This is a genomic window from Janthinobacterium sp. 78, from assembly GCF_003096775.1.
GTDB classification, from domain to species: Bacteria; Pseudomonadota; Gammaproteobacteria; order Burkholderiales; family Burkholderiaceae_D; genus Janthinobacterium; species Janthinobacterium tructae.
The window spans coordinates 2,945,598-2,965,878 of sequence record NZ_QENT01000001.1 but is presented as its reverse complement, the minus strand read 5'-3'; the positions used below and the strand labels follow the sequence as shown (position 1 = coordinate 2,965,878).

Here is a 20,281-nt window from a genome sequence, read left to right as displayed (position 1 = left end):
CTTAAAGCCAGCTGGCCACGAGGGCGGCAAATGGCAGGACCGGGATCAGCGCATCGATACGGTCGAGTACACCGCCATGGCCAGGCAGCAGGTTGCTGCTGTCCTTGATGCCGGCGCGGCGCTTCAATTGGGATTCGAACAGGTCGCCGACGATGCTGGCCGCGACGACCAGCAGCAGCACCAGCAAGGCCACCAGCCAGCCGCGGCGCAATTGCAGCTGCACGGCGAAGGTGTCTTGCAGCACCGGCAACGATGGCGCGGCGACGATGGTGATGGCGGCGATGACGAGCACGGCGATGCCGCCGCCGATGGCGCCTTCCCAGGATTTACCTGGGGAAATGCTGGGCGCCAGCTTGCGCTTGCCGAACGCCTTGCCCGAGAAGTAGGCGCCGATATCGGCGATCCACACCAGGGCCATGACGGACAGCAGGTACAAGGGGCTATGCAGGAACAAGGCGATGATGGCAACGAAGCAGCCGACGATGGTCACCGGGTACACCAGGCTGAGCAAGGTATTGCCCAGGCCTTCGATGGGCGGCAAGCCCGTCGCCAGCGAGGGCACGAAGCGGATCAGCCAGATGGCCACGCACAGGGCGAACCAGAAATTGAGCTGCGCCATGCCGTTGCCGACAAAAAACATATACGCGAAGGCGGCAGTCCAGACGGCAGCAATCAGGAGCGCCTGGCGATTTTTGAAGATGCGGAAGCTTTCCCAGACGGCGGCGCCGAAGAACGCCGTGGCGATCACGGCGAAGGCGGGGAAATAATTCAGATACAGAACCGGCAGCAAGACCGCCAAGAGGACCAGGGCGGTGATTATCCGTGTTTTCAGCATCAGTTTGTCTTTTCAGTTAATTGCGCGCTGGTACGGCCAAAGCGCCGTTCGCGCTGCTGGTAAGACGCGATTGCCGCGTCGAGGCACTCATCATTGAAGTCGGGCCAGAAAGTCTCGGTAAAAAACAGCTCAGTGTACGCCAGTTGCCACAGCAGGAAATTGGAAATGCGCTGCTCGCCGCCCGTGCGGATGAACAGGTCAGGCTCGGGCGCATAGGCCATGGCCAGGTGCGGCGCCAGTTGTTCTTCCGTGTAAGCCTGTCCGGCGCTCTGGCCGTTGGCAGCGGCCTCGAGCGTCATTTTGTTGACTGCCTGCATGATGTCCCAGCGTCCGCCGTAATTGGCGCAGATCGTCACCGTCAGGCGCGTGTTGCGCGCCGTCTTGCGCTCGGCATTGGCAATCAGGGTTTGCAGCTGCTCGTTGAAGCGCGACAGGTCGCCCACCACTTTCAGGCGGATGTCGTTGGCATGCATCTTGACCACTTCGCGTTCCAGCATGGTGACGAACAGGCGCATCAGCATCGACACCTCTTCTTCCGGGCGGCGCCAGTTTTCCGAACTGAAGGCAAACAGGGTCAGATATTCGACACCACGTTCGAGGCAGGTCTCGACGACACCGCGCACGGCGTCAGCGCCCTTGACGTGGCCAGCCACGCGCGGCAGGAAGCGTTTGGTTGCCCAGCGGCCATTGCCATCCATAATGATTGCCACATGGCGCGGCACAGTGCCAACCTCAGGTACTGCCGTTGTCGAACTCGAATAGATCATGAAAACACGAACACCAAAAATAAAAGATAACTATTATGCGCCAAATAGCACTGCCCGGAAAAGCCATGCTTTCCCGGGCAGCGTCAAAAGGGCTGAAAACTAGACCGTCAGCACTTCTTTTTCTTTGTCGACCACCATCTTGTCGATGTCGGCAATAAACTTGTCCGTCAGTTTCTGCACTTCTTCCGACGAACGGCGCTCATCGTCCTCGGAGCAGGCTTTTTCCTTGACCAGTTTCTTCAGCGACTCGTTGGCATCGCGGCGAATGTTACGCACGGCAATCTTCGCGTCTTCCGCTTCGGTCTTGACCAGCTTGACCATTTCCTTGCGGCGCTCTTCCGTCAGCGGCGGCGTCGGGACGCGGATCATGTCGCCCTGCGCCGATGGGTTCAAGCCCAGGTCGGCGTCGCGGATGGCTTTTTCAACGGTCGAGGCCATCTTCTTTTCGTACGGCTGCACACCGATGGTGCGCGCGTCGATCAGGGTCACGTTGGCCACCTGGGTCAGCGCCGTCGGCGAACCGTAGTAATCGACCATCACGTGGTCCAGGATACCCGTATGGGCGCGGCCGGTACGCACTTTGGCCAGATCGGCCCGCAGTGTTTCCAGCGACTTCGTCATGCGTTCCTGGGTGTTCTTTTTAACGTCAGCTAAGGACATACGCCCTCCTATATCTTGATAATAAATGGGTAGTACAATTATTCACTGCAGTGTCAATGTTCGCGCAGTCGCGAGGATTGAAAGCCGCCCAAGACTATCCTGGATGGCTTCCATATCGCTTTAAACGTGCACTAACGTGCCTTCGTCTTCGCCCATGATCACGCGCATGAGGGCGCCTGGCTTGGTGATCGAAAACACTTTGATCGGCAGTTTCTGGTCGCGGCACAGGGCGAATGCGGTGGCATCCATCACTTGCAGGTGCTTGGCGATGGCGTCGTCGAACGTAATCGTGTGGAACAGGGTGGCGTTCGGATCCTTCTTCGGATCGGCCGTGTAGACGCCGTCGACCTTGGTGGCCTTCAGGACGATCTCGGCACTGATCTCGGAACCGCGCAGGGCGGCTGCCGTGTCGGTGGTGAAGAACGGATTGCCCGTACCGGCGGCGAAGACCACCACTTTGCCTTCTTCCAGGTATTGCAGGGCTTTCGGACGCACGTACGGCTCGACGACTTGCTCGATGCCGATGGCCGACATGACGCGTGCAACGATGCCGACGTGGCGCATGGCATCGGCCAGGGCCAGTGCATTCATCACGGTGGCAAGCATGCCCATGTAGTCGGCGGTGGCACGGTCCATGCCTTGCGCGCCAGGTGCGACGCCGCGGAAGATATTGCCGCCGCCAATCACGATTGCCAGTTCCACACCCAATTTCGCCACCTCGGCCACATCGGCCACCATGCGCTCGATCGTGGCGCGGTTGATGCCGTAGGGATCATCGCCCATCAGGGCTTCGCCGGACAACTTGAGGAGGACGCGCTTGTAGGCTGGTTTTGACATGAGCTGGGGCTCCATAAATGAGGTTATTCGAGTATGACATGGCGCAGCGCCTTGCAGCGCCGGATAGGCGCGCGGGGCTGCCCATGCCGCCGCCCGGCACGACAGGTGCGGGCGGGCCAAAAAAACGGGCCTCTCGGCCCGCTTTACTTACGCTCCCTGGGAGGCAGCCATCTGTGCTGCGACTTCTGCTGCGAAGTCGTCTTGCTTCTTCTCGATGCCTTCGCCTACCACGTACATGGCAAAACCTTTGACGCTGGTGTTAGCCGCCTTCAGCATTTGCTCAACCGACAGCTTGTCGTTTTTCACGAAAGCCTGGTTCAGCAGCGATACTTCTTTCAGGAATTTCTGTACGGAACCTTCCAGGCGCTTGGCCAGGATTTCCGGCGATTGTGCTGGCTTGCCTTCGGCGGCCGCTTTGACTGCGTCTTCTTCGGCTTTCAGTTGGGCAACCGAACGCTCTTTTTCGATCAGTTCCGCAGGAACTTCGTTCGACGACAGCGACACTGGCTTCATGGCAGCGATGTGCATGGCCACGTCTTTGCCTACTTGCTCATCGGCGCCGTCGAATTCGACGATTACGCCAATGCGCGCGCCGTGCAGGTACGACGCCAGCTTGTTGCTGGTTTCGAAACGCTGGAAGCGGCGGATGGTCATGTTTTCGCCGATTTTGCCGATCAGGGCAGCGCGCACTTCGTCCAGGGTCTTGCCATCGAGTGGCAGGGCCAGCAGGGCAGCGACGTCAGCCGGGTTGTGTTCTGCTACCAGACGGGCAGCGTTGTTGGCCAGTGCCAGGAAATCGTCGTTTTTCGCAACGAAGTCGGTTTCCGAGTTCACTTCGACCAGGGCGCCTACGCCATTGGCGATGTAGGTTGCCACGACGCCTTCAGCGGTGATGCGTGCCGATGCTTTCGATGCCTTGCCGCCCAGTTTGACGCGCAGGATCTCTTCCGCACGCGCCATGTCGCCTTCGGCTTCGGTCAGTGCTTTTTTGCATTCCATCATTGGTGCGTCGGTTTTGCCGCGCAATTCGCCTACCATCGCTGCTGTAATCGCTGCCATGTGTTTCTCCTGATTCGGTGAGTCGACAGTCGCGGCCGGGCAGATATGCCTCGCCAGCGGTCACTATCGTTTTTTTGTTAAAAAAAAGGGGGAGCTGCTGCCACCCCTTTTCCCTTACTGCTGTGCTTACAAACGGCTATCTTGCGATAGCCTGGCCATTAAGCCTGTTCGTTTACTTCGACGAATTCGTCGCCAGCGGCTGCTTTAACCATTTCAACAACTTCGTTACCGGCAGCTGCACGGCCTTCGATGATTGCATCAGCAACACCGCGAGCGTACAACATGATGGCTTTCGAGGAGTCATCGTTACCTGGGATCACGAAGTTCACGCCTTCTGGGGAGTGGTTGGTATCGACAACGCCGATGACCGGGATACCCAGTTTAGCTGCTTCGGTGATCGCACCTTTGTGGTAGCCGACGTCGACGACGAAGATTGCGTCAGGAATGCCGCCCATGTCCTTGATGCCGCCGATCGATTTTTGCAGCTTGATCATTTCGCGGGAGAACATCAGCGCTTCTTTTTTCGACAGCTTCTCGATCGAACCGTCTTCAACCATGACTTCCATGTCTTTCAGACGCTTGATCGAGGTTTTGATCGTTTTGAAGTTGGTCAGCATGCCGCCCAACCAACGTTGATCAACGAAAGGCACGCCAGCGCGTTGTGCTTCAGCAGCGATGATTTCGCGAGCTTGACGCTTGGTGCCAACCATCAGGATGGTGCCACGGTTTGCAGCCAGTTGACGCACGTGCTTCATTGCGTCCTGGTACATCGCCATGGTTTTTTCCAGGTTGATGATGTGGATCTTGTTGCGATGGCCGAAGATGAACGGTGCCATTTTTGGATTCCAAAAACGGGTTTGGTGACCAAAGTGGACACCGGCTTCCAGCATTTCGCGCATTGTTACGGACATTATTAACTCCAGGGTTGGGTCTGGAATCCGATCAGTCACCATACAGGCACCCTTGTCGACCGGATTCGCGTGTTTATATAAATTAAAGACACTGTTTTACTGCATTGCCCAAAAGAGAATTCAAGCAACCCGGGATTCTACACCGAAATGCCCATTCCATCAAGTCCACGGCGCAAATCGCGCGCGCGGCGACGGCAAGCCTTGCACCACACTGGTGCAAGGCGTATCCGCCATGGCCTTTCCCGCAAAAATCGCCTGCCCGCCATAGGATGGAGGCGGCGGATGCGGGGCGCCTCGTTTATAATTTCGACATATTTGCAGACGTATCCTCCTACGCTGAGGTTCGTCTGTGCTTTTCACCCGAACATCTTGCAGATTGCGAATCACACCATGTCCACCATCCGTATCAATAGCGCCGCCGACATCGAAGGCATGCGCGTTGCCGGCAAGCTCGGCGCCGAAGTACTCGATTACATCACCCCCTTCGTCAAGGTCGGCGTCACGACCGGCGAACTGGACCGCCTGTGCCACGAATACATGGTCAACGTGCAAGGCACCATCCCTGCCCCGCTGAACTACTGCCCGCCAGGCTACACGCCTTACCCGAAGGCCATCTGCACCTCCGTCAACGACGTCATCTGCCACGGCATTCCCGGCGACAAGGTGCTCAAGAGCGGCGACTCCGTCAACCTCGACATCACCGTCATCAAGGATGGCTACCACGGCGACAACAGCCGCATGTTCCTCGTTGGCACGCCCACCATTCTGGCCAAGCGCCTGTCGGAAATCACCTATGAATGCATGTGGCTGGGAATCGACCAGATCAAGCCGGGCGCCCACCTGGGCGATATCGGTCACGCCATCCAGCAACATGCGGAAAAAGCCGGCTACAGCGTGGTGCGCGAATTCTGCGGCCACGGCATCGGCAAGGTCTTCCATGAAGAACCGCAAGTGCTGCATTACGGTAAACCAGGCACCCTGGAACGCCTGGAAGCGGGCATGATCTTCACCGTCGAACCGATGATCAACTCGGGCCGCCGCGAGATCCGCGAAATGAACGATGGCTGGACCATCAAAACCAAGGACCGCAGCCTGTCAGCGCAATGGGAACACACGGTGCTGGTGACGGAAACGGGCTATGAAGTGCTGACCGTCTCGCCCGGCATGCCACCACCGCCTGCCCTGATCCTGAACAAAGCCTGATTCCCCCCCCACGCACCGCCACCCCAGGGCCCAGATGAAAAAGCAGATTCGGGAACAGCTGAAACAGCAACTGAAAGCCGACCGCCAGGTCGTCATTGCGGCCTTCCAGGCCGACGGCAAGCCTGAAAAACTGCTGCGCAGCCTGCGCCACAGCGTCGATGGCGTGCTGGCGCGCGCCTGGCAGGAAGCGGGGCTGCCGCCCGGCACGGCACTGGTGGGCGTGGGTGGCTACGGCCGCGGGGAACTGTTTCCGCATTCCGACGTCGACCTGCTGATCCTGCTGCAACAGGCTCCGGACGCCGCCACGCAGGAAAAACTGGAAGAACTGGTGCAACTGCTGTGGGACCTGGGTCTGGAAATCGGCCACAGTATCCGCACGGTCGATGAATGCATGGTCGAATCGAAGGCCGACATCACCGTACAAACCAGCCTGCTCGAAGCGCGCCTCGTGTGCGGCAACGCGGACCTGTTCGCGCAGCTGCAGCAGCGCTACGCGGCGGCCATGGACCCGCAGGCGTTTTTCCAGGCGAAAACGGCGGAAATGCGCCAGCGCCATGCCAAATACGAAGACACGGCCTTCAGCCTGGAACCGAATTGCAAGGAAAGCCCGGGCGGCCTGCGCGACTTGCAAGTGATTTTGTGGGTGGCCAAGGCGGCCGGCCTGGCCAATTCCTGGCGCACCCTGGCCACGGGCGGCCTGATCACCCTGACGGAAGCGCGCCAGCTGATGGAAAAGGAGCGCGCCTTCAAGGATATCCGCGTGCGCCTGCACCTGCATGCGGGACGGCGCGAAGACCGCCTGGTGTTCGACGTGCAGACGGCGATCGCCGAATCGCTGGGCTTGCAAGCCACGGGCAGCGGGCCGCACATGCGCCGCGCCAGCGAATACCTGATGCAGCGCTATTACTGGGCCGCCAAGACGGTGACCCAGCTCAACACGATTCTGCTGCAAAACATCGAAGCACGGCTGTTTCCGCAAGACGATGTGGCCGTGCCCATCAACGAGCGCTTCAATGAAGTCAACAGCCTGATCGACATCAGCGCCGACGATACGTTCGAACAATACCCGTCGGCCGTACTGGAAATCTTCGTGCTGATGACGCAGCGCCCGGCCCTGAAAGGCATGACCTCGCGCGCCACGCGGGCGCTGTGGCACGCGCGCTTCAAGATCGACGCCGCCTTCCGCCAGGACCCCGCCAACCGCGCCCTGTTCCTGCGCATCATGAAAGCACCCGTGGGCATCATCCATGCGCTGCGGCGCATGAACGAGATGAGCATCCTGGGGCGTTACCTGCCGAATTTCCGCCGCATCGTGGGCCAGATGCAGCACGACCTGTTCCACGTGTACACGGTCGACCAGCACATTTTGATGGTGGTGCGCAACATGCGCCGCTTCACCATGAGCGAACATGCGCACGAATACCCGTTCTGCAGCCAACTGATGGCCGATTTCTCGCAGTCGTGGCTGCTGTATGTGGCGGCCCTGTTCCACGACATTGCCAAGGGCCGCGGCGGCGACCATTCCAAGCTGGGCGTGGCCGACGCCACCCAGTTCTGCCAGGAGCATGGCATGTCGACAGAGGACACGGAACTGGTCGCTTTCTTGGTGGAAAATCATTTGACCATGTCGCAAGTGGCGCAAAAACAGGACCTGTCCGATCCCGACGTCATCGCCGCGTTCGCGAAAGTGGTCAAGGACGAGCGCCACCTGACGGGCCTGTACCTGCTGACGGTGGCCGACATCCGCGGCACCAGCCCGAAAGTGTGGAACGCGTGGAAGGGCAAGCTGCTGGAAGACCTGTACAAGATCACCCTGCGCGTGCTGGGCGGCGAACCGCACACGGCCGACCGCGAACTGAAGAACCGCCAGCAGGAAGCGCTGGCCACCCTGCGCCTGTACGGCTTGCCGCCCGATGCCCACCTGAAACTGTGGCAGCAGCTCGATGTGGCGTATTTCCTGCGCCACGACGCCTCCGACATCGCCTGGCAGACGCGCTCGCTGTATGACAAACTCGACAGCAAGTTGCCAGTGGTAAAATGCCGCCTGGCGCCCATCGGCGAAGGCTTGCAGGTGGCCGTGTACATTCCCGACCAGCCTGACCTGTTCGCGCGCATCTGCAGCTATTTCGACCGCAAGAATTTCAGCATCCTCGACGCGAAGATCCACACGACCAGGAATGGCTATGCGCTCGACACCTTCCTCGTCACGGAGCAGAACTTCGCCAAGAGCTACCGCGACATCATCAGCCTGATCGAGCATGAGCTGGGCGAACTGCTGCAGTCGCAAACGCCGCTGCCGCAGCCGGGCAAGGGACGGTTGTCGCGCCTGTCGCGCACCTTTCCCTTCCAGCCGACGGTGGACTTGCGGCCCGATGAAAAGGGCCAGTACTACCTGCTGTCGGTGGCCGCCAACGACCGCACGGGCCTGCTGTATGCGATCGCCAATGTGCTGACCAAGTACCGCATCAACCTGCACACGGCCAAGATCATGACCCTGGGCGAGCGGGTCGAAGACGTCTTCCTCGTCGACGGCCCCGCGCTCAACAATGCCCGCAACCAGATATTGCTGGAAACCGATTTACTCGATGCGCTGAAGGTGTAAACCTTGCGCGCAGCGCCTACCCTTACTGAAACTGAAACAACATGACCGAAGAATTATTACGCTTGTCCAAACGCATGTCCGAACTGGGCCTGAGCTCGCGCCGCGAAGCCGATGAATGGATCGCGCGCGGCTGGGTCCGCGTAGATGGCAAGGTGGTATCCGAGCTGGGCAGCAAGGTCTATCCCAGCCAGAAAGTCACCGTGGAACGCCAGGCGGCAGCCGAACAGTCGAAACGGGTTACCGTCCTGATCAACAAGCCGATGGGCTATGTCAGCGGCCAGGCCGAAGATGGCTACACGCCCGCCGTGGCCCTGATCAAGGCCGAGAACCGCTGGGCGGAAGACCGCAGCCCGGAACAGTTCCACCCGACCCAGCTGCGCAGCCTGGTGGCCGCCGGGCGCCTGGACATCGATTCCGTCGGCTTGCTGGTCCTGACGCAGGATGGGCGCGTGGCCAAGCAGCTGATCGGCCACGATACCGATATCGACAAGGAATACCTGGTGCGCGTGAGCTACACCAAGGGCGACGTCCTGCCCGACAGCGAGCTGAAAAAGCTCAACCACGGCCTGTGGCTCGACGGCAAGCCGTTGCTGCCGGCCAAGGTGCGCTGGCAAAATGAAGACCAGCTGAGCTTTACCCTGCGCGAAGGCAAGAAACGCCAGATCCGCCGCATGTGCGAAGCCGTGGGACTGAAAGTACTGGGCCTGAAACGCGTGCGCATCGGCAAGGTCAAGCTGGGTGACTTGCCAACGGGCCAGTGGCGTTACCTGAGCGCGGACGAACAGTTTTAGAGTACCGAACATAACCTACTGCGCGTCGCGATTTGCGGCCTCCGATGCTCACTGACTCGGCGTCCCCGTGCATGCGCACAGCTGCGCTTCTCGGCCGCAACTCACTGCCGCTCGCTACGGTTCTGTTAGGCACTCTCAAGCAGCGACGTCAAGGTGCCATGCCAGACTACAACAGGAATATAGTGATATAAAATCAATTATTGTGATTTAGTTAGCAAATATTGCCTTGAACCTATACACTATTCCCCATTAGAAATTACAAGAGATACGCTGTCGTGAACGATCCCATTCCTAATCCCCTGCGCAAAGGCGCGCCCAGCCTGGCCGATGTGGCCGAGCCGATGGAGCCAGGCACCAAGCCGCACCATATGAGCGATCCGTGGGATATCGGCGAAACCCTGTGCAGCCTGGCTGATAACGGCGACGCCATTTCCATCTACCCGACAGGCGGCGAAGACGTCATCCTGGCGCGCATCTTGTCCGTCGACGACGACTTGCCGCAATTCGTGCTGGAACTCAATGAGGGGGCCACCCTGCCCGAAGGCGGCGCCACGTTTGTGTCGTGGGTGCAAAACGCCAAGCTGCAATTTACCATCAATGGCGAATGGGAGGCGTATCCCGAGCGGCCGAACGTCTACCTGACGAACTTCCCCAGCCATTGCCTGGTGCTGGAACGGCGCGAGTCGGCGCGCCTGGAAACGCCGCTGGGCGTGTACTACCTGGCCGCCTTTGTGCTGGAAGGCCGACCGTATGAATTGCAGCTGTATGATTTCTCGGCCGGCGGCATCGGCATGCGTGCCCACCCGCGCGATACGGTCGGCCTGTATGTGGGCCGCAAGCTGTCGCGCGTACGGTTGGAACTGGGGCCGGACAAGGTCATGATCGCCGACCTGGAAATCCGCCTCTCGCGCACCTTCCGCTCCTTCCTGCTGGGCGAGCAAGTGCAAATTGGCTGCCGCTTCCTGAACCTGACCGATGCCATGCAGGATGAGCTGAAGGCGCTGCTGGATCACCTGGGCAGCAGCCGCAAGGTGCGCTAGGTTTGCTTTACGTATAAAAAATGGCCGCCCAGCTCATGCTGCGCGGCCATTTTTTGTTTAACAGCCAAAGTCACGAGGCGCCTGAAAAACGTTCAGGGCAATGCAACGCCGCCATGGACGTTTTCTCAGGCGCCGATCAATCGTCGTCGTTCGGATCCAGGTCGGGGAACATCACTTCCGTGAAGCCGAATTGCGTAAAATCGACGATACGCATCGGATACAGAATGCCATGCAAGTGATCCACTTCATGCTGCACCACGCGGGCATGGAAGCCGTCGCAATCGCGGCTGATGGGTTGGCCGAACTGATCCACGCCTTCATAGTGCAGCTCGCTCCAGCGCGGCACGCTGCCGCGCAAACCTGGCACCGACAGGCAGCCCTCAAAGCCCTCTTCCTTGCGCTCCGTCAACGGTGTCAGCACAGGGTTGATCAGCACGGTTTCCGGCACTTGCGGCGCATCGGGATAGCGCAGATTCTGCTTGAAGCCGTAGATCACCAACTGCAGGTTGACACCGATCTGCGGCGCCGCCAGGCCCGCGCCATTGGCCGCATGCATGGTGTCGAACATGTCGGCGATCAAGGCGTGCAATTCGGGCGTATCGAATTCGCGCACAGGCTCGGCCATGCGCAGCAGACGCGGATCGCCCAACTTCAGAATTTCACGTACCGTCATTTTGTTTCCAGTGTTAATTGTAGTTCTTGCAAGTAAGCGCGGAAGGCAGCGCCCGTTTCCGGATGCTTCAAGCCCATCGCCGTCGTTGCCTTCAGATAACCGAGCTTGGAGCCGCAATCATAACGCTGCCCCTGGTAGCGGTAAGCCAGCACGCGCTCTTCGCGCATCAGGGCGGCGATGCCGTCCGTCAACTGGATTTCGCCGCCGGCACCCGTCCCCAGGTTTTCCAGGTGACCGAAGATGCGGCTAGTCAGCACATAACGGCCCACTACGGCCAAGGTCGACGGTGCCTCTTCGGGCGCAGGTTTTTCCACGATGGCCGACACCAGTTCCAGGTCGGGCTGATAGTTCTTTGCCGACACGATTCCGTACTGCCTGGTTTCCGCGCGCGGCACATCCTGCACCGCCAGCAGCGAGCAATTTTCATACTGGAAGACATCGGCCATCTGTGCCAGCACGGGGCGCACGCCCTCTTCCACATCCATGAAATCGTCGGCCAGCAAGACGGCAAACGGCTCGTCGCCAATCACGGGACGGGCGCACAGCACGGCATGCCCCAGACCCAGCGGCGCCGACTGGCGTATATAAATGCAATTGATGTGCTTGGGAATGACGTTTTGCACCATGTCGAGCAACACGCGTTTGCCGGCCGCTTCCAGTTCCGACTCGAGCTCATAGGCGGTATCGAAATGGTCTTCGATGGCGCGTTTATTGCGGCCCGTGATGAAGATCATTTCCGTGATGCCCGCCGCCACCGCTTCTTCCACTGCGTACTGGATCAGTGGCTTGTCGACGATGGGCAGCATTTCCTTCGGTTGCGCCTTGGTCGCAGGCAAGAAACGGCTGCCCAGGCCGGCGACGGGAAAGACTGCTTTTCTGATTTTTTTCATGGGTCTTCTGTCATATTTTGAACGATTAGTCCTGCGCGAGCAAGGCCAGCAGACCAGCCTCGTCGAGGATGGCCACACCCAGTTCCTGCGCCTTGGCCAGCTTGCTGCCGGCGTCCGAGCCGGCCACGACATAGCCTGTCTTCTTCGACACGGAACCGCTGACCTTGCCACCGGCCGCCTCGATCAGCTCCGCGGCCTCGTCGCGGCTCATATTGGGCAAGGTGCCCGTCAGGACGAAAGTCTTGCCGTCCAGCTTGCCGCCAGCGGCTGACGTTTCAGGTAATTGTGACAGTAATTCATTTCGGAGGGCGTCCAGTTGACCGAGCAGCTTGACATTGTTCTCATCGGCCAGCCATTGCGCCAGCGACTCGGCCACGGCGGCGGGCAAGCCCGCGTGGAAGCTGGCGCCTTGCGCCGCCAGGCTGGCCAGGGTCACGCCCCGTTCCACCAGCTGCTTGCTGCGCGGCTCCGTCAGCTTGGGGATGCCGATGGCCGCCAGCAACGTCGTTTGCTCCAGCTGCGTACGCAGCTTGGCACTGGGCGCATGTTCACCCTGCGGCGTGACGCCAGCGTCCAGCAATGCCTGCAGCGCCTGCTGGTTCTTTTCTTCCGCAAAAAAGTCGGCGATGGACACGGCCACGGTGCCGCCGATGTCGGGCAGCACACGCAGCAAGGCCGCAGGCGCTTTGCGCACATACGCCAAGCTGCCCAGCCACTCGGCCAGCGTCTTGGCCGTCGATTCGCCCACGTGGCGAATACCCAGCGCAAACAGGAAACGCTCGAGCGGCGGCCGCTTGCTTGCTTCTATGCCGGCCAGCAAATTTTCCGCCCATTTGGTGGGAATTTTGCCTTGTTGCACTGTTTCTGGCGTCGAACCATCGCGCTCGTCGGCGCGCACTTTCATTTCCAGCAATTTATCCAGGGTCAGGCTGTACAGGTCGGCCAGCCCATGCACGTATTCCAGTTCGACCAGGGTATCGATATAACGTTCCCCCAGGCCTTCAATATCCATCATGCGCCGCCCGGCAAAGTGACGGAACGCTTCCTTGCGCTGCGCCGAACAGAACAGGCCGCCCGAGCAGCGGGCAATCGCCTCGCCCTCTTCGCGCACCACGTGGGAATCGCAGACGGGACAGCGCTCCAGCATCTTGAACGGCAACGGCGCCGGTTCGGGGCGCTTCTCCAGCACCACGGACAACACTTCCGGGATCACGTCGCCGGCGCGGCGCACGATGACGGTATCGCCCACGCGCACATCCTTGCGCAGCACCTCGTCCTCATTGTGCAAGGTGGCATTCGTCACCGTTACGCCGCCCACGGACACGGGCGCCAGGCGCGCCACGGGCGTCATGGCGCCCGTGCGGCCCACCTGGATATCGATGCCCAGCACCACGGTGAAGGCTTCTTCGGCGGGGAACTTGTGCGCCAGCGCAAAACGCGGCGCGCGCGAGACAAAGCCCAGCTCCTGCTGGTCTTGCGTCGCGTTCACCTTGTAGACCACGCCGTCGATTTCATACGGCAAGGCGGGACGGCGCGCGCCGATATCGGCGTAGTAGGCCAGCAAGCCCTGCGCGCCCGGCACCACACGGCGCTCCTTCGACACGGGTATGCCCAGCGTCTCGTACCAGTCGAGCAAGGCCGAATGCGACACGGGCATGGCGGCGCCATCGAGGGCACCGATGCCATACGCATAGAATCGCAGCTTGCGCTGCGCCGAGATGCGCGAATCGAGCTGGCGCAGGCTGCCGGCGGCCGCATTGCGCGGGTTGGCGAATTCCTTCTGCCCCGCGTCGCGCTGGCGCTGGTTCAGGCGGGCAAAATCGGCCTTGAACATCATGACTTCGCCACGCACGTCGAGCACGGTGGGAATCTTGTCGCCATGCAGGCGCAAGGGAATGCCGGAAATGGTGCGGATATTCGCCGTCACATCTTCGCCCGTGGCGCCATCGCCGCGCGTGGCCGCCTGCACGAACAGGCCATTTTCATAGCGCAGGTTGATGGCCAGGCCATCGAATTTCACTTCGGCAGCGTAGTCGACTTCTGCACCGTCAAGGTCCAGGCCATCACGTACGCGGCGGTCGAAGTTGACGATATCGTCATCGGTGAAACCATTGTTCAGCGACAACATCGGCACCGTGTGCGTGACTTGCTCGAATTGCGGCAGCGGCGCCGCGCCCACGCGCAAGGTGGGCGAATCCGGTGCCCGGAGTTCCGGATGCGCCGTTTCCAGCGCCTGCAGTTCGACAAACAGCTTGTCGTACTCGGCGTCGGGAATGGTGGGATTGTCGAGCACGTGGTAGGCGTGCAGATGCCGATTGAGCTCGGCAGTGAGTGCCAGAACGCGGGCAGCGGCGTCCTGGTTGGTCAGATCAGTCATTATTGCGGGATTCTTCAGCTAAATAAACGCAGGGCGCGGGTGGAACCGGCCGGAATGTCGGCCGCGTCCATTTCCTGGTAAAACTCTTGCACCTGGCCCGCGATCTCGGCCAGCGCCGCATCGGACAGGGCCTGGTTGTAATCATCGACGATAGTGGCGTCGAGGCGGCCCACCAGTGCCTTGGCGCAAGCGACCATGGCGCCGAAGCCGTCGCGCGCGGGCGCTACGCAGGGCACGTCCAGCAACAGGGTCAGGCGGGACGTGGTTTCCTCGGCCAGGGTGACATTCGTCGACAGCGAAAACAGATAGCTGCCGTCGCCGTCCGGCATGACAAAGCGGCCGTCCGGACGCACGTCGAAGCCCTGCTTTTCCAGCGCAAACAGCAAGGTGGAAATGGCCCACGGCGCGCCGTTCGTGTGCAGGTTGACGCCCAGTTGCGCGTCGTGGCCGGCAACAAAGCGGTGCAGGTTGCGCGCTTCGGCCATCACTTCCATCATGTCGGGTACTTCCGGCTCGGCACCGATCTCGTCGGCCACGCCACGCAAGCGCGTGACCAGTTCCGAGTATTCGAGTTCATTCAGGGCCGTGCTGCGGCTGGCCAGCTGCACGCCGCCCTGCATCTTCGTATAGACACCGCCATGCGTGATCGGTTCCCAGTCGCCATTCACGTGCAAGCCGATGAAGTGCACGGGCTTGTTGCCCACCAGGCGCAGGGTTTGCAGCACGGGCAGGATCTTGTCGCCGCGCACGGGCGCTTCCAGCGACAAAGGCAGCAGGCAGTCGATCAGCGGGTCGACCAGGCTGGTCGCCTGTTCGCTGGCGGCGCTGACTTCTTGCACGGGCTCGGCGGCTGGTGCCGCGACCGTCTCGGCAGGGATATCCCCCAGCGACGGTTCCGCGTGCACGGGGGCGTCGGATACGGGCGCGGCTGGCGGCGCGCCGAACGACGGCTCGGCCTTGGCGGCTGGCGCGGCGTCAAAGCGCGGTTCCTGGCGCAGGACGGGTTCCTGGGCGTCGGACACGGGGGCGTCGCCCTCACGCATCAGCACGTCATCGTGATCGGTGGAAAAAGCCCGTTCCACGCTTTTCTTGGCCTTGTATTCCTGCCATTTGTTGTATGAGAAAACACCGACGATAAAGACGCCGCCGGCGCCGAACAAGGTAATTTGTAAGTCTGTCATGCTGCTTGTGCCTCGGTTGCAAAATTTGCGGCGGACTCCATGTCCACCGCCACGATGCGCGATACGCCCTGCTCCTGCATCGTCACACCGATCAATTGATGGGCCATTTCCATCGCAATCTTGTTATGCGAAATGAAAAGGAATTGGGTCTGGTCGGACATGCGCTTGACCATGCGGCAAAAGCGTTCCGTGTTCGAATCGTCCAGCGGTGCATCGACTTCGTCGAGCAGGCAGAACGGCGCCGGATTCAGGCGGAACATGGAAAACACCAATGCGGTCGCGGTCAGCGCCTTCTCTCCACCCGATAACAGGTGGATGGTGGCATTTTTCTTGCCCGGAGGCTGCGCCATGACTTGTACACCGGAATCGAGAATCTCGTCGCCCGTCATGGTCAGCCTGGCCTGCCCCCCGCCAAACAGGATGGGGAACAGCTCGGAAAAGTGGTGGTTGACCTTGTCGAACGTGTCTTGCAGCAAGTCGCGCGTTTCCTTGTCGATCTTGTGGATCGCGTCTTCCAGCGTATTGATCGCTTCCGTCAGATCGGCATTCTGGGCGTCGAGGAAATTCTTGCGCTCGGACGCCTGCGCCAGCTCGTCCAGCGCGGCCAGGTTGACGGCGCCCAGGGACGTGATGGCGTTCGTCAAACGCGTCACTTCGCCCTGCAGGTACGATGGACGCATGTCCGGGTGCAACTTTTCCGTCAAGGCGGCCTCGTCGGCACCCGATTCCAGCAATTGCTGGGCGAATTGCTCCTGGTTCAGGCGCGCGGCCTGTTCCTTGAGCTGCATTTCCATGATCTTGTCGCGCTGCGGCTGCAGGCTGCGCTCCGATTGCGTGCGCGCATCTTCGGACAGACGCAACTGCTGCGTAATTTGATCGAGTTCATGGCGCGCGTCCGCCAGCGCCCGCTCCTGCGTGGTGCGGCGCTCGAGCAGATCCTGCAAGCCGTCGGCCGCCGCACCGCTTTCCAGATTCGCCAGTTCGAGTTCACCGGCCTGCAGGCTGGCCGTTACTTGCTGCGCCTGCGTGCTGGCCGTGGCGATATTGCGGCGCAATTCCTCGATCTTCGCGCGGTGGGCTTTTTCCGCATATTCCGTATCCTTGGCAGCCCGCTCCAGGTCGCGCAAGGCTTCGCGCGCTTCGGCCAGACGCTGTTCCTTCTGCAAGAAGTCCGTATGGCCGTCTTCGTGCGCTTCCTGCAAGTTGCCCAGTTCCATGTCCAACTGTTCGAATTTTTCTTCCGATTCCAGCTTGGTCTGCATCTGCTCCGCTTCCTGCGCGGCGATTTCGGCCAGATCCGCGCCGATCTGCGTGCTGCGCTGGTTGAAGCGCGCTTCGACTTCCGACAATTTGACCACGTCGAGTTGCAGAGTATGCACGGAGGAAGTGAGCTGCTGTATGCGCAGGCGCAACTCGGACAAGTTGCGCGTCAGGGTGGCGACGGCCGCGTCGGCCCGCACGGAACGGGCGCGCGCCTCTTCGGCCAGCAATTGCTGGGCGCGCAACTGCTTGCCGATATTCTCGATTTCCTGCTGACGACCCAGCATGCCTTCCTGCTCCGAATCGGCCGCATAGAAGCGCACGCTGGTGGCCGTGACCACGTGCCCAAGCCGCGTGATGAAATAGCCGCCCGGCGGCAACTTGCCGCGCTCGGCCAGCGCCTCGGCCGCGTCTTCCACGGCATAGGCGTTGTACAGCCAGTCCTGCAGCAAGCCGCGCAAGCCCGGATCATTGAGTTTCAACAAGTTCAGGAACGGCTTCAGGCCTGGCACGTCCGGCATCGGCAGCGGCGCCACGGTGGACGGCGCGTACAGGGCCAGCTTGGCCGGTGGCGCATCGGCAAAGAATGCCTTGGCCCAGTCGATGTTCGACAGTTGCAGGGCCGACGTGCGCTCGCGCAAGATCGATTCCATGGCCGCTTCCCAGCCCGCCTCGATCTGCAGCTTTTGCCACAGGCGCGGCAAGGTGTCGAGCTCGTGCTTTTTCAGCCACGGCTGGACCTTGCCCTGGGTTTGCACCCGTTCCTGCAATTGTTTCAAAGCTGAAAGACGCGCTTCCAGCTGGGCGTTGGCGGCCGTTTCGGCATTCACCTGCGCCTGGGCTTCAGCGCGCTCCTGCTCCAGCTTGGGCTGTTGCTCCAGCGCTTCTTCCAGATAGAAACCCTGCTCTTCCAGCGTCTGCTGCTTTTCTTCCAGCTGCAGTTTCAGGTTTTCCAGGTGGCTGCTGTCAGGCAAACTGAGGCTGTTCTTTTCCTGCTGCAGGCGCTCGCGGCGCGTCAACAGGCTGGCCAGGATGTTCGAGGCGTTGCGCTGGTGCGCCGATTCCAGTTCCAGCTGCTGCTGGGCCTGCATGATGCGCGCGCGCGATTCCGTGCTCTTGTTTTGCGCGGCGCGCCAGGCGGCGTCCAGCTCGGGCAATTGCTCGCCCTTCTGCTCGGCCATCATTTGCGATTGTTCCACCTTGGCGGCCAGTTCTTCGAGGTGGAACTCCGCCTCTTCGATCTGTTCCTGGTATTCGCTGCCCTGGCTGCTCCACTGGTCGCGCTGGGCCGTCAGGGTCGCCAGCTGGGCCTGCAGGCGCGCGCGCGATTCGATGACGAACTTGATCTGCGCTTCCAGGCTGCCGATTTCCGCATTCGTCTGGTACAGATGGCCTTGCGCCGTATGCAAACGGTCGCCCACGGCAAAGTGCGCCTGGCGCATCTGCTCCAGGGTCAGCTCGACATTGCGCAGCTTGGCCGTCTGTTCTTCCAGGTCGGTCTGCGCCTGTTCCACTTCGCGGAAATAGCGCGTCTGCTCGTTCTGCGCCTCGTTCTTGCGCAGCAGCCACAACAGTTTCTGCTTTTCTTCCTGGTCCGCCTGCAAGGCGTGGAAACGCGTGGCCACGGCCGCCTGCGCTTCCAGCTTTTCCAGGTTGGCATTGAGTTCGCGCAAGATATCTTCCACGCGCAGCAAGTTTTCGCGCGTGTCCTGCAAGCGGTTTTCCGTCTCGCGGCGGCGTTCCTTGTATTTCGACACGCCCGCCGCTTCCTCCAGGAAGACGCGCAATTCTTCGGGGCGCGATTCGATGATGCGCGAAATCATGCCCTGGCCGATGATGGCGTAGGCGCGCGGGCCGAGGCCCGTGCCGAGGAAAATATCCTGGATGTCGCGCCGGCGCACGGGCTGGCCATTGATGTAATAGGTGGACGTGCCATCGCGCGTCAGGGTGCGCTTGACGGCGATCTCGGCGTACTGGCCCCACTGGCCGGAAGCTTTGCCATCGTTGTTGTCGAACACCAGTTCCACGGAAGCGCGTCCGGCTGGTTTACGATGCGTGGAGCCGTTGAAAATGACGTCCTGCATCGATTCGCCGCGCAATTCCGACGCTTTCGATTCGCCCAGCACCCAGCGCACGGCATCGATGATGTTCGACTTGCCGCAGCCATTCGGCCCTACCACGCCCACGAGCTGGCCTGGCACCTGGAAATTGGTGGGATCGACGAAAGACTTAAATCCCGACAACTTGATGGAAGAGAGACGCACGTGTTTTAGAGTTCCTGGCCTATGCTGGCGGTTGAGATCGGCGAACCCGGTTCATATTCAGTTCAGATGCACCATGGCGACGGCAGTCTGGCCGCACACCGCAAAAAAAGTGGTTCATCATACCAGTTCCTGATGCTTTTCTGGCCAAAAAACAGCGGCATCAAGTGCCGGCCGGCACCAGCTCAAGGGGCTGGGCGTCCATCCTGCGCCAGTTTCCAGTCTTCACGGGAGAAAACGCGTTCATGGCCGGACAGCACCATGGCCAGTTTTTGCAGCCACTGCTCGGTCGGCATGGGCTCGGCCTTGAAGCTCAGCGCCACCATCAGCACCAGGCTGGCCAGCGCCAGCGCATGGCTGACGGCAAAATTGACGGCGCCGCGGGCATTCCACATGAAGCCCAGCGCCAGCGCCAGGCCCAGCACGCAGCCGCTGACGGCTTCCGACACGCTGTGCGCATGCACGACGATACGCGAAATGGCCACCAGCACGGCAAACGCCACACCGATCAGGACGCCGGCATGGCGCCAGCGCGGTTCGGCCCGCTGCAGCAGCACATACATCAGCACGGGAAACACGGCGCCGGCGCGCATGGCGTGGCCGCTGAAGCCCGTAAAATCGAGCGCGCTGCTGCCCACGCCCCAGCTCATGAAGGCCAGCTTCGACAGCACCACGAGGGCCAGGCCACCGGCGTACCACAGGCTCCAGCTGAGCACCAGGCGCCACTGGCGCGAGACGAGCAGCCACAGGGCAATCGCCACGCCAGCTGGCCCCATCACGGACATGTCGGCCGCAAAAGAAATTCCATTCCACCAAGTCATCGTGCCTGCGCTTATTTCATGATCAGCGTGCACTATGCCACGACTCGGCCCTGTTCCGCGCGGCTTTTGCTGTACTGCAGCAAAGAATTACATTCCATTACAAAATTCCCCTG

16 protein-coding genes are annotated in these 20,281 nt (G+C 60.8%); 4 read left to right on the top strand and 12 right to left on the bottom strand.

What is annotated here, in order from left to right; translation table 11 throughout:
• Position 1: 1 nt before the first annotated feature.
• The 6 genes from C8C92_RS13235 to rpsB all read right to left on the bottom strand — a co-directional run bounded on the left by C8C92_RS13235 (position 2) and on the right by rpsB (position 5,069).
• Positions 2–835: a phosphatidate cytidylyltransferase gene (locus C8C92_RS13235; protein ID WP_116744174.1), complete on the bottom strand. Its 834-nt coding sequence runs from the start codon at positions 833–835 to the stop codon at positions 2–4.
• Complete coding sequence (gene uppS, locus C8C92_RS13230) at positions 835–1,602, bottom strand: polyprenyl diphosphate synthase (RefSeq protein ID WP_099759507.1); 768 nt, start codon at positions 1,600–1,602, stop codon at positions 835–837. Before uppS ends, C8C92_RS13235 begins: the two co-directional genes overlap by 1 nt.
• A 99-nt stretch (positions 1,603–1,701) precedes the next feature.
• Positions 1,702–2,262, bottom strand: a complete 561-nt coding sequence (frr, locus tag C8C92_RS13225; protein ID WP_071077757.1) for a ribosome recycling factor — start codon at positions 2,260–2,262, stop codon at positions 1,702–1,704.
• Positions 2,263–2,382: 120 nt separating this feature from the next.
• A complete protein-coding gene (pyrH, locus tag C8C92_RS13220; protein WP_071077758.1) occupies positions 2,383–3,099 on the bottom strand; it encodes a UMP kinase in 717 nt (238 codons plus the stop codon).
• Positions 3,100–3,246: 147 nt separating this feature from the next.
• Positions 3,247–4,158: a translation elongation factor Ts gene (tsf, locus tag C8C92_RS13215; protein WP_010397617.1), complete on the bottom strand. Its 912-nt coding sequence runs from the start codon at positions 4,156–4,158 to the stop codon at positions 3,247–3,249.
• A gap of 158 nt (positions 4,159–4,316) precedes the next feature.
• On the bottom strand, positions 4,317–5,069 hold the full coding sequence (gene rpsB / locus C8C92_RS13210) for a 30S ribosomal protein S2 (protein ID WP_071077760.1): 753 nt from the start codon (positions 5,067–5,069) through the stop codon (positions 4,317–4,319).
• A 390-nt stretch (positions 5,070–5,459) separates the two neighbouring features.
• Between rpsB and map the strand changes: the two genes are divergently transcribed.
• The 4 genes from map (at position 5,460) to C8C92_RS13190 (ending at position 10,705) form a co-directional block, all read left to right on the top strand.
• Entirely contained in the window at positions 5,460–6,272 is an 813-nt protein-coding gene (gene map, locus C8C92_RS13205; RefSeq protein ID WP_096238442.1) for a type I methionyl aminopeptidase, read from the top strand.
• A 34-nt stretch (positions 6,273–6,306) separates the two neighbouring features.
• Positions 6,307–8,874, top strand: a complete 2,568-nt coding sequence (locus C8C92_RS13200) for a [protein-PII] uridylyltransferase (RefSeq protein ID WP_099759508.1) — start codon at positions 6,307–6,309, stop codon at positions 8,872–8,874.
• 41 nt (positions 8,875–8,915) lie between these two features.
• On the top strand, positions 8,916–9,665 hold the full coding sequence (locus tag C8C92_RS13195) for a pseudouridine synthase (protein ID WP_096235107.1): 750 nt from the start codon (positions 8,916–8,918) through the stop codon (positions 9,663–9,665).
• 275 nt (positions 9,666–9,940) lie between these two features.
• On the top strand, positions 9,941–10,705 hold the full coding sequence (locus C8C92_RS13190) for a PilZ domain-containing protein (RefSeq protein ID WP_099759509.1): 765 nt from the start codon (positions 9,941–9,943) through the stop codon (positions 10,703–10,705).
• A gap of 136 nt (positions 10,706–10,841) precedes the next feature.
• On the opposite strand, the gene def is transcribed toward C8C92_RS13190, so the two are convergent.
• The 6 genes from def to C8C92_RS13160 form a co-directional block, all read right to left on the bottom strand.
• Positions 10,842–11,378 carry a peptide deformylase gene (gene def, locus C8C92_RS13185; protein WP_116744173.1) on the bottom strand — a complete coding sequence of 179 codons (537 nt, stop codon included), beginning with the start codon at positions 11,376–11,378 and terminating at the stop codon, positions 10,842–10,844.
• Positions 11,375–12,268 (bottom strand): UTP--glucose-1-phosphate uridylyltransferase GalU, encoded by an 894-nt coding sequence (gene galU, locus C8C92_RS13180; RefSeq protein ID WP_099759511.1) that lies wholly within the window; start codon positions 12,266–12,268, stop codon positions 11,375–11,377. Before galU ends, def begins: the two co-directional genes overlap by 4 nt.
• A gap of 25 nt (positions 12,269–12,293) precedes the next feature.
• Positions 12,294–14,645: an NAD-dependent DNA ligase LigA gene (gene ligA / locus C8C92_RS13175; protein WP_116744172.1), complete on the bottom strand. Its 2,352-nt coding sequence runs from the start codon at positions 14,643–14,645 to the stop codon at positions 12,294–12,296.
• A gap of 14 nt (positions 14,646–14,659) precedes the next feature.
• On the bottom strand, positions 14,660–15,826 hold the full coding sequence (locus tag C8C92_RS13170) for a cell division protein ZipA C-terminal FtsZ-binding domain-containing protein (protein ID WP_116744171.1): 1,167 nt from the start codon (positions 15,824–15,826) through the stop codon (positions 14,660–14,662).
• Entirely contained in the window at positions 15,823–19,350 is a 3,528-nt protein-coding gene (gene smc, locus C8C92_RS13165) for a chromosome segregation protein SMC (RefSeq protein ID WP_116744170.1), read from the bottom strand. The genes C8C92_RS13170 and smc overlap by 4 nt, the downstream gene beginning before the upstream one ends.
• Positions 19,351–19,532: 182 nt before the next feature.
• Positions 19,533–20,132 carry a phosphatase PAP2 family protein gene (locus C8C92_RS13160; RefSeq protein WP_116744169.1) on the bottom strand — a complete coding sequence of 200 codons (600 nt, stop codon included), beginning with the start codon at positions 20,130–20,132 and terminating at the stop codon, positions 19,533–19,535.
• Positions 20,133–20,281: the final 149 nt, after the last annotated feature.

Coding starts and splice junctions, on each gene's coding strand:
- C8C92_RS13195 (WP_096235107.1), top strand. CDS start 8,916: ATGACCGAAGAATTATTACGCTTGTCCAAACGCATGTCCGAACTGGGC.
- rpsB (WP_071077760.1), bottom strand. CDS start 5,069: ATGTCCGTAACAATGCGCGAAATGCTGGAAGCCGGTGTCCACTTTGGT.
- galU (WP_099759511.1), bottom strand. CDS start 12,268: ATGAAAAAAATCAGAAAAGCAGTCTTTCCCGTCGCCGGCCTGGGCAGC.
- uppS (WP_099759507.1), bottom strand. CDS start 1,602: ATGATCTATTCGAGTTCGACAACGGCAGTACCTGAGGTTGGCACTGTG.
- ligA (WP_116744172.1), bottom strand. CDS start 14,645: ATGACTGATCTGACCAACCAGGACGCCGCTGCCCGCGTTCTGGCACTC.
- pyrH (WP_071077758.1), bottom strand. CDS start 3,099: ATGTCAAAACCAGCCTACAAGCGCGTCCTCCTCAAGTTGTCCGGCGAA.
- tsf (WP_010397617.1), bottom strand. CDS start 4,158: ATGGCAGCGATTACAGCAGCGATGGTAGGCGAATTGCGCGGCAAAACC.
- map (WP_096238442.1), top strand. CDS start 5,460: ATGTCCACCATCCGTATCAATAGCGCCGCCGACATCGAAGGCATGCGC.
- C8C92_RS13170 (WP_116744171.1), bottom strand. CDS start 15,826: ATGACAGACTTACAAATTACCTTGTTCGGCGCCGGCGGCGTCTTTATC.
- frr (WP_071077757.1), bottom strand. CDS start 2,262: ATGTCCTTAGCTGACGTTAAAAAGAACACCCAGGAACGCATGACGAAG.
- C8C92_RS13235 (WP_116744174.1), bottom strand. CDS start 835: ATGCTGAAAACACGGATAATCACCGCCCTGGTCCTCTTGGCGGTCTTG.
- def (WP_116744173.1), bottom strand. CDS start 11,378: ATGACGGTACGTGAAATTCTGAAGTTGGGCGATCCGCGTCTGCTGCGC.
- C8C92_RS13200 (WP_099759508.1), top strand. CDS start 6,307: ATGAAAAAGCAGATTCGGGAACAGCTGAAACAGCAACTGAAAGCCGAC.
- C8C92_RS13160 (WP_116744169.1), bottom strand. CDS start 20,132: ATGTCCGTGATGGGGCCAGCTGGCGTGGCGATTGCCCTGTGGCTGCTC.